Source organism: Rhodoflexus sp. (assembly GCF_053489755.1).
This window is the reverse complement of sequence record NZ_JBRCHD010000051.1, coordinates 35,983-51,252: the sequence shown is the minus strand read 5'-3', so window position 1 is coordinate 51,252 and position 15,270 is coordinate 35,983. Positions and strand designations below refer to the sequence as shown.

The 15,270-nt window shown below is 46.7% G+C and carries 15 protein-coding genes; 6 read left to right on the top strand and 9 right to left on the bottom strand.

The window, feature by feature from the left end; translation table 11 throughout:
- Both ACWIP2_RS11640 and ACWIP2_RS11635 read left to right on the top strand, forming a co-directional pair.
- On the top strand, positions 1–237 hold a 237-nt coding region (locus tag ACWIP2_RS11640; RefSeq protein ID WP_448520106.1), incomplete at its 5' end, for a putative sulfate/molybdate transporter.
- Between the two features lie 138 nt (positions 238–375).
- The gene (locus ACWIP2_RS11635; protein ID WP_448520105.1) at positions 376–504 is read left to right on the top strand and encodes a hypothetical protein; all 129 of its coding nucleotides are present in this window, start codon (positions 376–378) and stop codon (positions 502–504) included.
- A 10-nt stretch (positions 505–514) separates the two neighbouring features.
- Here ACWIP2_RS11635 and porD read toward each other — a convergent pair whose 3' ends face one another.
- Genes porD through ACWIP2_RS11615 form a run of 4 tightly spaced genes read right to left on the bottom strand, consistent with a single transcriptional unit; the run spans position 515 to position 3,857 of the window.
- Positions 515–1,417, bottom strand: a complete 903-nt coding sequence (gene porD / locus ACWIP2_RS11630) for a type IX secretion system protein PorD (protein ID WP_448520104.1) — start codon at positions 1,415–1,417, stop codon at positions 515–517.
- Positions 1,407–2,627, bottom strand: a complete 1,221-nt coding sequence (coaBC, locus tag ACWIP2_RS11625; RefSeq protein WP_448520103.1) for a bifunctional phosphopantothenoylcysteine decarboxylase/phosphopantothenate--cysteine ligase CoaBC — start codon at positions 2,625–2,627, stop codon at positions 1,407–1,409. The genes porD and coaBC overlap by 11 nt, the downstream gene beginning before the upstream one ends.
- Positions 2,628–2,634: 7 nt before the next feature.
- A complete protein-coding gene (locus tag ACWIP2_RS11620) occupies positions 2,635–2,958 on the bottom strand; it encodes a DNA-directed RNA polymerase subunit omega (protein WP_448520102.1) in 324 nt (107 codons plus the stop codon).
- A gap of 23 nt (positions 2,959–2,981) precedes the next feature.
- The gene (locus ACWIP2_RS11615; RefSeq protein ID WP_448520101.1) at positions 2,982–3,857 is read right to left on the bottom strand and encodes an outer membrane protein assembly factor BamD; all 876 of its coding nucleotides are present in this window, start codon (positions 3,855–3,857) and stop codon (positions 2,982–2,984) included.
- 186 nt (positions 3,858–4,043) lie between these two features.
- Here ACWIP2_RS11615 and ACWIP2_RS11610 point away from each other — a divergent pair, with 186 nt between their 5' ends.
- The 3 genes from ACWIP2_RS11610 to ACWIP2_RS11600 all read left to right on the top strand — a co-directional run bounded on the left by ACWIP2_RS11610 (position 4,044) and on the right by ACWIP2_RS11600 (position 6,820).
- Entirely contained in the window at positions 4,044–4,760 is a 717-nt protein-coding gene (locus tag ACWIP2_RS11610) for a CBS domain-containing protein (RefSeq protein ID WP_448520100.1), read from the top strand.
- A complete protein-coding gene (locus tag ACWIP2_RS11605) occupies positions 4,760–5,635 on the top strand; it encodes an NAD kinase (RefSeq protein WP_448520099.1) in 876 nt (291 codons plus the stop codon). Before ACWIP2_RS11610 ends, ACWIP2_RS11605 begins: the two co-directional genes overlap by 1 nt.
- 96 nt (positions 5,636–5,731) lie before the next feature.
- Positions 5,732–6,820: a DUF6089 family protein gene (locus ACWIP2_RS11600; RefSeq protein WP_448520098.1), complete on the top strand. Its 1,089-nt coding sequence runs from the start codon at positions 5,732–5,734 to the stop codon at positions 6,818–6,820.
- Between the two features lie 47 nt (positions 6,821–6,867).
- On the opposite strand, the gene ACWIP2_RS11595 is transcribed toward ACWIP2_RS11600, so the two are convergent.
- The 5 genes from ACWIP2_RS11595 to ACWIP2_RS11575 all read right to left on the bottom strand — a co-directional run bounded on the left by ACWIP2_RS11595 (position 6,868) and on the right by ACWIP2_RS11575 (position 11,081).
- Positions 6,868–7,398 carry a hypothetical protein gene (locus ACWIP2_RS11595; protein ID WP_448520097.1) on the bottom strand — a complete coding sequence of 177 codons (531 nt, stop codon included), beginning with the start codon at positions 7,396–7,398 and terminating at the stop codon, positions 6,868–6,870.
- 3 nt (positions 7,399–7,401) lie between these two features.
- A complete protein-coding gene (locus tag ACWIP2_RS11590; protein ID WP_448520096.1) occupies positions 7,402–8,292 on the bottom strand; it encodes a hypothetical protein in 891 nt (296 codons plus the stop codon).
- A 6-nt stretch (positions 8,293–8,298) separates the two neighbouring features.
- Complete coding sequence (locus ACWIP2_RS11585; RefSeq protein ID WP_448520095.1) at positions 8,299–8,832, bottom strand: hypothetical protein; 534 nt, start codon at positions 8,830–8,832, stop codon at positions 8,299–8,301.
- Between the two features lie 33 nt (positions 8,833–8,865).
- Positions 8,866–9,855 (bottom strand): ABC transporter ATP-binding protein, encoded by a 990-nt coding sequence (locus ACWIP2_RS11580; RefSeq protein ID WP_448520094.1) that lies wholly within the window; start codon positions 9,853–9,855, stop codon positions 8,866–8,868.
- A gap of 167 nt (positions 9,856–10,022) precedes the next feature.
- Positions 10,023–11,081 (bottom strand): hypothetical protein, encoded by a 1,059-nt coding sequence (locus ACWIP2_RS11575; protein WP_448520093.1) that lies wholly within the window; start codon positions 11,079–11,081, stop codon positions 10,023–10,025.
- A 272-nt stretch (positions 11,082–11,353) separates the two neighbouring features.
- Here ACWIP2_RS11575 and rpoB point away from each other — a divergent pair, with 272 nt between their 5' ends.
- Positions 11,354–15,226 carry a DNA-directed RNA polymerase subunit beta gene (gene rpoB / locus ACWIP2_RS11570; RefSeq protein ID WP_448520092.1) on the top strand — a complete coding sequence of 1,291 codons (3,873 nt, stop codon included), beginning with the start codon at positions 11,354–11,356 and terminating at the stop codon, positions 15,224–15,226.
- The last annotated feature ends 44 nt before the right edge of the window (positions 15,227–15,270 follow it).

Genomic DNA, 15,270 nt, shown 5'->3' with positions numbered 1-15,270 from the left:
CTCAGAATCAATCGGCAGGAGTCGGGAGGCGCATTCGGCGACGTTGGAGCCGATCTGCCGCTGCTCGTAGCTGTCATTATTGCCTCTGGTTTGGACAGTGTGGGAGTATTGATCGTCTTTGGGCTTTTACAAATCCTGACTGCTGTTACCTATCGGATGCCAATGCCGGTACAGCCGCTGAAGACAATGGCTTTGAGCAGGCTATACAGGTCTTTCCCCTACCTGTGCTGGGGGTGATTCTGTTCGTTGAAGGTTTAAGTCTGCTGGTGCTGGTGCGCGATCTTGCGAATGAAAAACGCAACTTTTTTATTGCGCTATTGGCAGGAATGATGGCGTTTGCAATGCTCTAATAGTGAAGCAGACGGCTACACCCATATGTTCTTTATAGGCGACTGGGACTTCGAAAGTTCGTTTGACGATGGCTTCGGGAGCGATTCAGGCTCGGATGGAGGTTCGGACGGGGGAGGCGATTCGGGCTGTGGTGGTTGCGGCGGGGGCGACTAACAGAAGCCACCTACCTCCCAAGCGCCTGATAGCGATTAGCATTCGTTGGGTCTATGCGCGTGAGCATTGTAGCTACTTCTTTGCGTGTAGCAGCATCTGCCTGAGAGAAAATATTGACAATTTCCTCTGCCTTAGAGTCAAAAAAGGCATTGATCATTACTGCATTGGGACGTACCTGATTGACCTGTGCAATTTTTTTAAGCGCTTCTAAGATATTCTTTCTGCCTGCCTCAGAATTTTCGGCAAAGTAGTCTAATCCTTTGCGGTGGTAGAGGTAGAGTGCCTCGCGGTAGCCATTCAACTGCGGATTGTTCAGGTTTTCAGCAATGAAATAACGATTGCGCGTATCGCTATTGTTCCAACCCTGTGCATTGGCTTGCTGAGAGTTATTCATAATATTGAGCAGACGCTCAATATATGGATTGCCGCCACGAGGGGCAAAACTATCTGCATCTAAAGCCAGTATGGTGTAGGCATAATAGGCAAGCATAGCCGTCAGATTGGTAGAAAATACGTTCTCTGTAAAAATCAGCGGCTGCGAAGGCAGGAATTCAAAGTTGAAACTACGGTCAAAAAAGGTAAGCAGGACGGTTTCGTAACTGGCACCGTACACAGGCCGGCTCGATTGGATCTGCACGTTGGCTGTGTAGCGTCCACTAGCTACATCCGTTCCACTGGTGAGTGTAATAAGGATATTGCATCGAATCCGCTCGTGCTGTTTGTAGTTATCGTTAGTCCAGCGCGTAGTGTTCATAAAGGTAGCGATCGCATCGCGGAGCTGCTGGATGACCTGCCGCTCTTGTGTCTGCACCTGTACATCATTGATGATAACATTTGCGTTTAGCTCTTGCGCCGCCGACCAATGGATCATTACCAGACTCAGCCACAGCATCAGTATTCGCTTAAACCACATGAGATTTTACTTGAAGAAGTTCTGTTAGGTGTTGTACGATGATACGGGAGACTTGGTTTTTTGACAGCAACGGCAGTTGCTCGCGCCTACCATCGCGAAAAAGCAATGATACGCGGTTGGTGTCGTGTCCGAAACCTGCGCCCGTATCGTTGAGCGAATTAAGTACAATTAGATCAAAATTTTTGCGCTGCATTTTATCTTGCGCATGCGCCACCTCGTTTTCAGTTTCCAAAGCAAAGCCCACGTGTACTTGGTCAATTCGCAGTTTCTGCCCTGTTTGAGCGGCAATATCCGGATTTTTAACTAACTCTATTGTCAGTGTATCGCCTTGTTTTTTGATTTTCTGGGTGGCTATCTGCGCAGGTGCATAATCGGCTACGGCGGCGCAATGCACAATGATGTCAGCTTTTGCTAGGCGGGAATCTACTGCGGCTTGCATTTCGCGGGCAGTTTGTACGCGAGTAATCTGCACGAGTGTATGCACTAATTGCAGTGCTACCGGCCCCGAAATCAGGTTTACCTCTGCGCCTGCATCTGCAAAAGCCTGCGCAAGTGCATAACCCATTTTACCGGTAGAATGATTCGTAATGTAACGCACAGGATCTATCGGCTCAATGGTTGGCCCGGCAGTGAGTAGCACTTTCTTACCTTGCAATGGGCGAGCGGCAGTGAAAAAATGTACGATCCAATCGGTTAGTTGCTCAGGCGCTGCCATTCGTCCTTTGCCATGCAGCCCGCTGGCCAGTTCACCTTCTTCGGGCGGAATAATCCGGCAGCCGTCTGCTTCCAATAGCCTGATATTGCGCTGCGTGGCAGGATGCAACCACATATCCAGATCCATTGCCGGGGCAACGGCTACAGGACATCGCGCAGAAAGATACACGGCAGTCAGTAGGTTGTCGCAGTGTCCATTAGCCATTTTTGCCAGCGTATTGGCAGTTGCAGGTGCAACAAGCATCAAATCTGCCCAAAGCCCAAGAGCCACATGGTTGCTCCATTCGCCCGTTTTGCTATCGGCTACGTAGCGGCTAAGCACAGGATTTTTGGAAAGCGTAGCCAGCGTAAGCGGCGAAATAAAATCGGAGGCTGCGGCGGTCATAACGACCTGCACGTCAGCCTCCTGTTTAATTAAAAGCCGTACAAGGGTAGCTATCTTATAGGCAGCAATACTGCCGCATACGCCTATTAAAATTTTCTTCCCTTTCAGCATGAAAGTACTATTCGGTATCCTCGCGATAATATATCAGTTTGCCTTCCAAGTATTCGTCCGTAGCGATAGTGGTCGGTTTTGGCAGACGCTCATAATAACGCGAAATTTCTATTTGCTCGCGGTTCTCGTGGATTTCCTCCAGATTATCAATACCGGTTGAAAACTCTTCCAATTTGCTGGCCAACTCTTCCTTGAGTTTGGAGGCAACCTGACGCGAACGCTTAGAAATGATTACTACGGCTTCGTATAAGTTGCCGTTGGCCAAATCAGCTATCTTAGCAATATCGCGTGTGATCAGCGAGGTATTGCTGTTGTATTTAGACTTTGACATATGTTGTAAATTGCTTTGGATGATTAGTTCTGATAGTTCTGAGCTGTTTTTTCGACGCGTTCCTTTTCTTTTTGAATAGCTGCTTCTGTAGCTGCTACATTTTTGAGCTGCCGCTGCGTTGCCTCAAAAATACTTTCAGCTTGCTTCATAAAGATGCTCTTAGGATATTTATCTATAAAGGCTTGATACATGCTGACAACTTCTGTGAAGCGTTCGCGCTTTTTGTCTATGTAACTGTTATCAGCAAGAGCAAACTGCGCTTCAATCTTCCGATAGGCTACCTCCTCCTGATAACGCGAGTCGGGAAAATCCTTCTGGAAGTTATCGTAAGCAATCACTGCTGATTTGTAGCGTTCCAACTGTTGATAAAGTTTAGCATTTTTGAATGCTTTGGCCTCTAACTTGGCACGTAACGAAGTGATCGCCCCGGCAGCCTGCTGGGCATAGGCACTGTTCGGATAGCGGTTGATAAAATCCTGAAAAGCATCAATTGCAACAGTTGTGTTGCTCTGATCTAAGTGGATTGGGGGCGAACTCATGTAGAGCGAGTAACAGTGCATGTAGAGTGCCTCTTCGGCAAATTTACTGCGGTTGTAGGTATCGTGAAATTTCTTGAACTCTGCCGCACTGGTTTCATACTGCCCTTGCTTATAGTAGCAATAGGCCCAGTAAAATTGGGCTTTTTCGGCTTCGGGAGTACCGCGAATGATCGGTACAAGATCCTCCAGCAATACTCCCGCACGGTAGTAGTCGCCCTTTTTTTCATAGTAATCTATCGCTGCGTTATAACGGAATTTCCAATCCTCGTTTTTGATGATTTTCTGGAACTTACTACAGGCAGTGCCGAGTAGCAGCAAAATAACTGTAAGAGGAACAGGTACTTTTTTTTGCAATGACATAACCACAAAATTAAACTTTCGAAGTGCAATCTGCAAAAAAATATGCGATGCTCCGCTTAATTGACGGCAAGACATAAAATTTCTTTTGTGGTTTATCGTTAAAGTTTTATAGATTTGGCTGTTGACAATCAAAGAAAATGAGTACAAGCAACCCCGTTTTATATTTTCCACTAAACCACAAAGCCTATGGATGCAGGCTTAGCCACCTCGCCGAAAGAACATACCGCGCTGGGAATTTTTGCCAAAGATTTTATGAACTTGGCAATACCGCCTTTGAAACCCACTGACACTGTCGGACGAGCCTTGGCGTGGATGGAAGAGTTTCATGTGCACCAACTGCCGCTGGTAGAAAATGGTGAATACAGGGGTATGTTTTCCGAAACCAAGCTATACGATGCCAACTTGCCCGCAGATCATCTGTTGGGCGACATACCTACCGATTTTAAAGATTGTTTTGTAACCGAAGATCAGCACTTCTACGAGGTAATCCGAGTAGCCGAAACCTTCAAAGTACAGACGATCCCCGTGCTTTCCAACGAGCATATTTTCAAAGGGCTGATTGTACTGCAAGACACTGTAGGGGCGCTGGCACGCACCTTTGCTACCCAAAATCCGGGAGGCATTATTGTGCTTTCGATGCCTGCCTACAGCTACTCACTTGCCGAAATCAGCAGGTTGGTGGAGTCTAACAATGCCAAGATACTCAGCAGCTATGTAGAGCCTGACGCACAGGACGCCAACATGGTTAAGGTAACGCTTAAACTCAGTGTCTTGGAAATATCGAGGGTCATTGCTACTTTAGAGCGATTTGGTTACTACGTGGCGGCGCGATTTGATGCAAGTGACGTTGTAGACATCAATCGCGAACGTTTGGATATTCTCTTAAAATATCTTGAGATCTGATGAAAATAGCTTTGCACAGCCGCCCTTTTGATGCTCACAAAGAACCCTACATAAAAACAATTTTTGAAGAACTGCACCGGGCAGGCGCACAGTTGCGCGTATCTGAATCTTTTAACAAGCACTTAGAAGCGTCCGGACATGAAATAGCCTGCGAGTACACTTTTTCGAGCTATCACGAGCTGGCAGACACCGATCTGATGCTTAGCATTGGTGGCGACGGTACGCTACTGGAAACAATTACTTTGGTGCGCCATACGGGCATTCCCATCTTGGGTATCAATCTTGGCAGGCTTGGTTTTCTGGCTACGCTGTCTAAGGAAAATATCGCCAGCGGTCTCCAAGCCGTCATGGAAGGGCGCTACACCATAGAAGAACGCTCGATGTTGCGCTTAGACAGTAGCATCAACCTATTTGGCGACCTTAACTTTGCCCTGAACGAATGCACGATCAGCAAGCGAGACAGCGCCTCTATGATCATTGTACACACCTACTTAGACGGCGAATACCTGAATGCCTACTGGGCAGATGGATTGATCGTAGCCACTCCGACAGGTTCTACTGCCTATTCTATCAGCGTGGGCGGCCCCGTCGTGCTGCCCGATTCACGCAATTTTATTATTTCGCCGATCAGTCCGCACAATCTCAATGTGCGTCCTTTGGTCATACACGATGAAGGAGTTCTTTCCTTTGAGATAGAAGGACGCAATAATAATTTTCTGGTATCGTTAGACTCGCGTTTCCGAACCGTAGACTCGAATGTAAAACTCTCCCTTCGCAAGTCGGATTTCAGTGCAAGATTAATCCGTTTGGGAGGTGATAACTTTCTGCACACACTCCGACAAAAATTGAACTGGGGAACCGATTCGAGAAATTAAATCCGCGTAAATTTGTAAAATTGTTATTTTGAGGCATTTTTTTTGCGCCAAATTATAGAGCAGTTTGGTGCTGCGTTGTTTCCAAAAAGTATGGTTATGAAATCATCTCTTTTACGCTTTTTACTTTTTCTGCTGCCGGCAGCTATGTTGCTGTGTACACAAGAGTCTAAGGCGCAGTTGATTGAGAAAAGGGAAAACCCTAAATTCAAACAAAACCCTAAACATACATGGTCGTGGTTTAACCGTAAAAAATATTGGAGCGTAGGCGGTAGCATCGGTGCAATGAACTATTTCGGCGACATTACCCCACAGCCTCACTTTGCCAGTATGGACTTAGGCTACACCCGTCCTCACATTGCATTGCATGCGACTAAGCGCTATCGCCCCAATTTCAGCGTGCGCTACTCTCTTTCTTGGGGAAGGGTCAAAGGCGATGATACGACTAATATCGGCCCCGATAAGCCGCGCTGGGAACACAATCAGTTTCGCTACATCCGCAACCTGCGCTTCCGCAACGATATTACCGAGTTTGGCGCTATGGGTATATTGGATCTGGTGTCTAATCGTGGTACTTTTTATCAGCGACCTAAACGCGTTATCCCTTATCTGACAGCTGGGGTATCCGTTTTCAGACATAATCCTATTGCAAGAGCACCGGAAGATTTCGGCGGCGATTGGGTAGCTCTTCAGCCGCTCGGAACCGAAGGTCAGGGACATGCCGACGAATACGGCAAACGTTATTCACGCTGGCAAATTGCTATTCCGATGGGTTTTGGTATGCGCTATCGCATCAGCACCCGCTGGGATCTGGCTTTTGAGGTTTCCTACCGCAAACTCTTTACAGATTACATTGACGACGTTAGCCGTAAGTACGTAGATCTGGGCATATTTGGCGACAATGATCTGGCGCGCGCCATGTCCGATCGCTCGTTGGAGGGCGGCAGAAGAATTGACCAACTGGGGCTGACTTTTCGCCCTAACTTCTATACCTATGTGGGTGCGGATGGTCGTGTTTACAGAACACTCGAAGGTTTTGGCAACGAACAATACGAAGACAATATTCGCGGCAATGCTCGCGACAAAGATGTGCTGATTACCGCAGGCATTCACCTGATGTATATTCTGCCCGGTCAGGTGCGCTGTCCCGAACCGTTCAAAAAACGCTTCCGCAGACATCGCTTGTAGTAGCAACTATTACATACAAAAACCGATAGATTCCGTTTTCACTTTGATTAACCGGCAGCAAAGAACTTTCTGGCTATTTTCCAAAGCAACTGAACAATGCCTTTTGCCGTTACCTTGCCAAAAAAATACAAGTACGCTACGGAAATAACCGGACTGAGCAAAAGTATCCACTCTTCTAACAAAAGCGCGCGATAGACCGGATAGAGATTAGTAAGACTTACGGCACCGGTGAGTCCGCTTTCCCAAAAACTTGCCTGCTTTTGAAAGGAATTAAAAAAGGCTTTGATTTTTTCAAAGTGGATTTGCAGTTGCTCTCTATAACAGTTTTGCCATGCTGTATCTGTGCTCAGATCATGCCACTGCTGTTGATGGTAATAGCCACCCGGATGGGGAATAAAATTGATCACATCGCCAAAGCCAATAATTGTTCGCAGGGTAAAAGAGACCTCGCCAAATGTAAAAGTTGTCTCGATAGTATGTTGCCCTTGACTGAGCAGATTCCGAGCAAAACGAAAACCACGCACAGGTTTGAGCAATAGTTCATAAACAGATACATACAATGCTTTGATGCGACGCATTATTTATTTTCTGCGGAAGATCTGGTTAAACGATTTGCCTGCAAGGTTGATGACTGTCGTAAAAAGTGTATTCCAGAATTGTGTAGAGGTACTGATTGAGCGGTTGTGTACATCCATCACCACCTCCTTGATTTGCTCCGGCATATTGATATATTGTGGGGTAATGTAGGAAGTAATATCGCCTTCTACCTGAATAACAGTTTGAAGTACGATCTGCTCGGTACCGATTTCATAGGCTTTGTAAACCATCCCTAACATATCGGGCAGGAAAGGCAGTTCAGCAGCACTATTGATGTGTCCCCAATCGAGGTCGTTGTTCCATTGGGCAGTCTCGTAATGCGAGCGAAAGGGGACACAACCCAGCGGAATCTCGTTGCGTTGGTAACGTAGGAAATTAAAGTGTTCTTTATCAACGTATTGCAACTGCTTTTCAGGATTCTCGTATTCGTTGGACTGCATCAGGGTATCAGGGGCAAGATCGCGGCGAAACAACTTAAATATACCAATGACATTGTAGCTCTGGCTGCTGATGCGCTGCAAAATTTTGTGCCTGCTGTTGAGTGTATTCAAACGGGCTGGGTCTGTTTCCTTTTGCATCAACTCTTCCATGAGTTTCACTCCGCGTCCGGAGATCAAGGCTAATTCCTTATATGAAAATTCTCCTCCAAACTGCCAGCGAAACACTTTGCCTGCATCCGCGGCTGTTAGGTTAGGATCGCTCGGCGACTTTGCCAAGCCATAATCAATCAGCGTTTCGCGGTACATATCAGCAAGTTTGCGCAACAGTACCCGCTTGTTGCCGGGAATTTTTTCGGCAGACATATTTTGCTTGATAATCGTATTGATCTCTAATCGCAGCAGATCGGAAGCAAGGTTTTTGATAAAATCACTCATTGGACTTTATTGATTATTTGGGGCAAATGGGTTGCTCGGATCGTCGTTGGGGTTGATAACAAAACTACCGGTATTATCAGTAATTATTTCATTGGAAAAACCAACGTTGAGTCCTGTGAAACCATCGCCGGCAGGTGGAAGAGTTGTATTCAGATCAGACTTTGCAGCAGTTCCATAAGCAGGTGGCAGGTTGATGCTCAACGGCTCGTTGCCTTGTAACTGCTGGTACATATTAACCAATGACAGAATGGTTGCAATGTTATTTTGGATCACCTGATAGCCATGTGCTTCTTTTTCTTTATGAAATTCGCGTACCCAATCATAGCGCGAGGCAATCAGTTCTTGACTCATACGAACGGTAATATCGCCCATGAGCATATTAATACGGCTTTCCATAATCAGGCAATCGCCTCCGGCATGCTGTACGTTTTCCTTGCTGTCGAGTTTAAAATCGCCTACAATGGTCTTGATTTCCAAAGTTGTCATGCGCGAAAGGCTATTTTTCACGCGCTCCATGAAAGTATTGAGCTGAGTATCCATATCCTTGAGGGTGTTTGAAAATAATGCAACAAGTTAGTTAAAAATTTGTACAAGTTCTGCCATGTCTGCCTGCCCGCTTCTAGAACCATACCGCCATTCGTAGCGAAAATGTGTTGCCGATGGTCTGATGTAATTGCTTGCATTTGAACTGTGCTGTAGTTGGATGCCTCTTTTTGCCAGCGCTTGGCTCAGCCAGTACACCTCGATTTCCGGTAGCTCTAAGCTGACTGCTACGGTTCGCTGCACTGCTGCGGCAGGAAACACGAAATGCCCCGAACTTTGGTCGAAAGATACATGCGAGCCAGAAAACAGGTTGCTGATTTTACCTTCCAGTACAAATTGCTCGGGCAAACCACTGTGTAGTTTGTTGTCGCGATCAATCAGCCAGAGATGATCAGCCATCCGAATAGCGAGTTCTACGTGGTGTGCGCTCAGCAATATTGCTTTCCGATATGCTTTGGCATATGATGAAAGGCTATTGAGCAATTGCGCACTATTGGCAAGATCTAAGTGTGCCATTGGCTCGTCTAACAACAGCAGGGGGGTATCCTGCGCAAGCGCACGTGCAATGAGTAGTTTCTGACACTGTCCGTCGCTCAGTTCCTCGATCATTAGATCTTGCAGATCGGTTGCGTGAACCGCCTGTAGCGCCCGCTCGATCAACTGCCTGTCGTGCGGTGCAAGCCGCCCTGTCCAGCCCGTGTAAGGCGCTCTACCAAGAGCTACTAACTCATAGCCTGACATAAACTGCGTGTGCGGACGTTCGGTAAGCACAACAGCAACCCGACGCGCCAGCCATTCGCTGCTTTGCTTGGCAATGCTATCTGTTCCGATAGTGATGCTGCCGCCTAGTAAAGGTTGCAAACCTGCCAGCGTGCGAATCAGTGTGGACTTGCCCCCGCCGTTGCGCCCCAAAAGTACCGTTAGCGTAGCCGGATATAAGTTCAGATTCAGTCCTTTTAGTAAGGGCATATCTGCATATCCAATGCTCAATTCACGGGTTTGCAAGGCAGGTGATAGCATTTACCGCAAATTTATTGGCTATAAGGAGAGGCTGTCCGAAAAATAATACAGACTTTGGTCTGTGATCTATTAATTGCTTGATAATCGAACAGCTACAGGCTGAAGTTTGTGCTATATTCATCCTTTTTGGACAGCCTCTCACTTGGTTGTTGTAAAAAGGCCTGCTATTAGTTAATATCAAAGTTATAATCGTCCATCACCTGCTGGTTCTGGTAAGTAACGCGGAAGGTAAACTTACCTCTTTCGAGGCGTGGCCTGATCTCAAACTCGCGTGTTACAATGCCGTTGGCAGCAGGTGTAACGGGAGTATTGATAAAACGATAGGGCTGACCATTGCGGAAAAGAGTAATATATAATGTTCTGTCAGCACCTTCGTCAAACATCTGATCGCCTACGCGGAAAGTAACCGTAATTTTTTCTACGCGGGATGCGTTGTGTGTCTGACCTTTCAGTTCCACTTCGTAGTCTCGTCCAAGTCCGCGTCTGAACAGGTATTTAGCTCTGAAATCCACTACTCGCTTGGCAATAGAGGTAGCTGTGCGATTTTGCATGGTGCGAATTTGCTCTTCCTGCTGCTGAATGATGGACTCGGCTGCTGCCAAAGCATCGCGCAGTTTTTCGTTTTCGGAGATTACACTGTCCAACTTGAGCAAAATAGCTGCCTGATCCTGATACAACTGATCAAAGCGTGCTTTTTCTGCTTTTAGCGCTTCTAACTCTTTCTGCGCACCTTTGAATAAGCGAATAGTTTTGCTCAATTGTCCGCTCAAGTTGCGGTTTTTCTTCATGGCTTCTTCCAGATCTAACTTTGTTTTGGCAAGTTGCCCCTTCAAATCGCTAATGTAGCCGCTCATTCCACGATCGCGCGAAGCAATAATATCGTTTAATCGGCGTTCATATTGGATTTTGTTTGCGCGAAGTTGGTCTAACTTACCAACGGCTTCGTTGGCTTTACCGGTCAACATGCTACGATCGGCATTAACTGCTTCTGCCAACTGGGTAAGTTCTACCCGTACAGAATCTGCATTGGGGTAAGGAAATGCACCTTGTGTGTTATTGATTTCTGCGTCATATCGCATAGCTAATTCGTCTAGATCGGAACGCAGTTCTTTTAAAGCCTTCTGGTCGCGCTCTAAATTGGTGCGATTGACCCATATGGCTCCTGCAATCAGGGTGGTTGCTAAAAGGACAGCTATTACGGCTGCCACTGTTCCTTTGTTGTTCATAAGCAAAAGGGGGTTAATGTTGGGATAAGGATGACAGTGAAATAATTTCTTTAAGTAAAGGTATGTATTTAATTCATTTACAGCAAGAAATGACTTTGCGAAAGTAAGAATTTTTTTTCGCTGCAAGAATTACGCAATTAATTTTTGAACAAAAAAATTTTTGATCTAATTTTGCCAATTGGATGTATCGTTTGTGCGGCATCTTTCAGTCTTTGCCCACATGATACATACATGTAATACATTAGTCATTCACCATCAAAACCCGAAATACTTTGGCTAAAGTCATTGACGGAAGAATCAACTTTTCTTCCATAAATCACCATTTGGAGTATCCGGACTTTCTCGACGTTCAGTTGCAATCTTTTAAGGACTTCTTTCAGTTAGAAACACCTGCCGAAAAACGTCAGCATGAAGGACTGTTCAAAGTATTTAAAGAAAACTTCCCGATTTCTGACTCTCGCGAGAATTTTGTACTCGAGTTTATAGATTACCTAATAGACCCTCCCAAGTACTCGATTGACGAGTGCATTGATCGTGGATTGAGCTACAACGTACCGCTCAAAGCCAAATTGCGCCTGTCTTGCAATGACAAGGACAACGAAGATTTCGAGACAATCGAGCAGGAAGTTTTTCTGGGTAACATCCCATACATGACCCCGCGCGGTTCTTTCGTAATTAATGGCGCAGAGCGTGTAATTGTATCGCAGTTGCACCGCTCGCCGGGCGTGTTCTTCGCCCAAAGCAAACACACCAACGGCACTAAGTTATATTCTGCGCGTATTATTCCTTTCAAAGGATCGTGGATCGAATTTGCAACAGACGTTAATAACGTCATGTATGCCTATATAGACCGCAAGAAGAAATTCCCCGTAACGACACTGCTCCGCGCCATCGGCTACGGTTCAGATAAAGATATTCTAGACATTTTCGGTTTGTCGGAAGAAGTACCTGCTACCCGCGAAAACTTGCAACTGGCGGTGGGCCGCAAGCTGGCGGCGAGGGTGCTGAAAACATGGTATGAGGACTTCACCGACGAAGAAACCGACGAGCTTTACAATATCATGCGCCACGACGTAGTATTTGAACGTGAGCACATTCTAGAACCTGAAGATTTAGACCTGATCATTGATTCGGGTGTATCATCTGTGATTCTGCATCGCGAAGATATTAACCCTTTTGACTACGCAATCATTTACAACACGCTTCAAAAAGATACTTCCAATTCTGAAAAAGAAGCCGTAGAACAGATCTATCGCCAACTTCGCAATACTGAAGCGCCTGACGAAGCAACAGCCCGCGAAATTATTCAGAGCCTGTTTTTTAGCGATAAGCGCTATGATTTGGGCGAGGTAGGTCGTTACAGAATCAATAAGAAACTCAATCTCAATACAAGCATGGATGTGCGCGTATTGACGAAAGAAGATATTATCGAAATTATCAAGTACCTCATCACGCTGATCAACTCCAAAGCAGTAGTTGATGACATTGACCATCTGAGCAACCGCCGCGTGCGTACCGTAGGCGAACAGTTGTACGCTCAGTTTGGTGTAGGTCTGGCGCGTATGGCGCGTACCATCAAAGAACGCATGAACGTGCGCGACAACGAAGACTTCAAGCCGGTTGATCTGATTAATGCCCGCACGCTGTCTTCAGTGATCAACTCCTTTTTTGGTACTAACCAATTGAGCCAGTTCATGGATCAGACCAATCCGCTGGCAGAGATTACGCACAAGCGTCGTATGTCCGCGCTTGGGCCGGGTGGTTTGAGCCGCGAACGCGCAGGTTTCGAAGTACGCGATGTTCACTACACACACTACGGTCGTCTGTGTACGATCGAAACTCCCGAAGGGCCAAACATCGGTTTGATTTCGTCCCTTTGCGTATATGCGAAAGTAAACTCGATGGGATTCATCGAAACGCCTTATCGCAGGGTGCAAAACGGTAAAGTGGACATCAACGACGACCGCGTAGTGTATCTGACTGCCGAAGAGGAGGATAAACATTACATTGCACAGTCAAATGCGGCTGTAAATATTGAAGGTGATTTTGAGGTTGATCGCGTTAAAGCCCGCTACGAAGGCGACTTTCCGATTGTCGAGCCGCATGAGCTTTCTTACATGGACGTTGCCCCGAACCAAATCGTTTCTGTGGCAGCATCCCTGATTCCGTTCCTCGAGCATGACGATGCCAACCGCGCCCTGATGGGATCGAATATGCAGCGTCAGGCCGTACCACTGCTGCGCCCTGAAGCCCCTATTGTAGGAACGGGACTCGAAAAACGGGTTGCTATTGATTCGCGTACGCTGATTATAGCTGAAGGAGATGGTGTAGTTGACTTTGTGGATGCCACTAAGATTGTTATTCGCTACGATCTGTCGGAAGACGACATGCTCGTTAGTTTTGAAGGCAATCTGAAAACCTATAAGCTCACCAAGTTTCGCCGGACTAATCAGGATACCTGTATCAACCTGAAGCCGATTGTCAAAAAAGGCGAGCGCGTGCGCAAAGGACAGGTGCTTTGTGAAGGTTATGCTACCAACAATGGTGAACTGGCGCTTGGTCGTAACCTACGCGTGGCATTCATGCCTTGGCAGGGCTACAACTTCGAAGATGCGATTGTTATCTCGGAGAAGGTAGTACGCGAAGACATTTTCACTTCGATCCACATCGAAGAGTTTGAACTTGAAGTACGCGACACCAAACGCGGCGAAGAAGAACTCACCTCCGAGATTCCTAATGTGAGCGAAGAAGCTGTTCGCAACTTAGACGAAAACGGTATTATTCGCGTTGGTGCCGAAGTAAAAGAAGGCGATATCCTAATTGGTAAAATCACACCTAAGGGCGAAACCGACCCGACCCCAGAAGAGAAACTCCTCCGTGCGATCTTCGGCGACAAAGCAGGTGATGTGAAAGATGCCTCACTGAAAGCCCCCCCGTCTATGCGCGGTGTGGTCATTGATACCAAACTCTTCACACGTCCTAAGAAGGACAAAGACCTGCGTCTCCGCATGAAGCGCGATGTAGAACTGCTCAAGGCTAAGTACAGCAAACAGCTGCTCGCACTCCGCGCCGATATGATTGACAAAATGTTTTTGCTGCTCGATGGTAAAACTAGCAAAGGTGTTTATCATAAATTTGGTGATGAAATCATTGCCAAAGGCATCAAGTTTACTCGTGCCAATATAGAAAGCAACTTGTTCCCACCGAAAAATGCATACCGCGACGAAAGTAACTACAACGTACCGGAAGAGGCAAACCTGATTGCAGACATCAACTTAGACGGCTGGACCGATGACGAGCGCATCAACAGACTGATTGCTAAGTTGGTTAAAAACTACAACGTGAAGCGCAACGAAATCACTGGAACGTTCAAGCGCGATCGGTTCACACTTGAAGTAGGCGACGAATTACCTGCGGGTATCGTACAATTAGCCAAAGTTTACATTGCCAAGAAGCGCAAACTGAAAGTAGGCGACAAGATGGCAGGTCGCCACGGAAACAAAGGTGTAGTTGCCCGTATCGTTCGCGAAGAAGACATGCCGTTCCTCGAAGACGGCCAACCTGTAGATATCGTTCTCAATCCGCTGGGCGTACCTTCGCGTATGAACATCGGTCAGATCTACGAAACTGTACTCGGCTGGGCCGGATTTGTGTTAGGGCGCAAATATGCAACCCCAATTTTCGATGGGGCAACTGAAGATGACGTGCAAAAAGAACTCAGTGAGGCAGGGCTGCCCCCTTGGGGACGCACAGTACTCTACGATGGATTGACCGGCGAACGCTTCGATCAGAAAGTTACAGTAGGTATCATTTACATGCTCAAACTGGGGCACTTGGTAGATGATAAGATGCACGCCCGCTCTATCGGTCCTTACTCGCTCATTACGCAACAGCCGCTCGGTGGTAAAGCACAGTTCGGTGGACAGCGTTTCGGAGAGATGGAAGTTTGGGCATTAGAGGCATTCGGCGCATCTAACATCTTACAGGAGATCCTGACTATTAAGTCTGACGACGTTACAGGACGAGCCAAAGCCTACGAGTGCATCGTTAAGGGCGAAAATATGTCTCGCCCAAATATTCCTGAATCATTCAACGTATTGATCCACGAATTGCGCGGCTTGGCATTGGAAGTTACGATGGATTAAGTCCTCGCACCTTTCTGTCATAAAAACAGCCTCCTTGTTTTCGC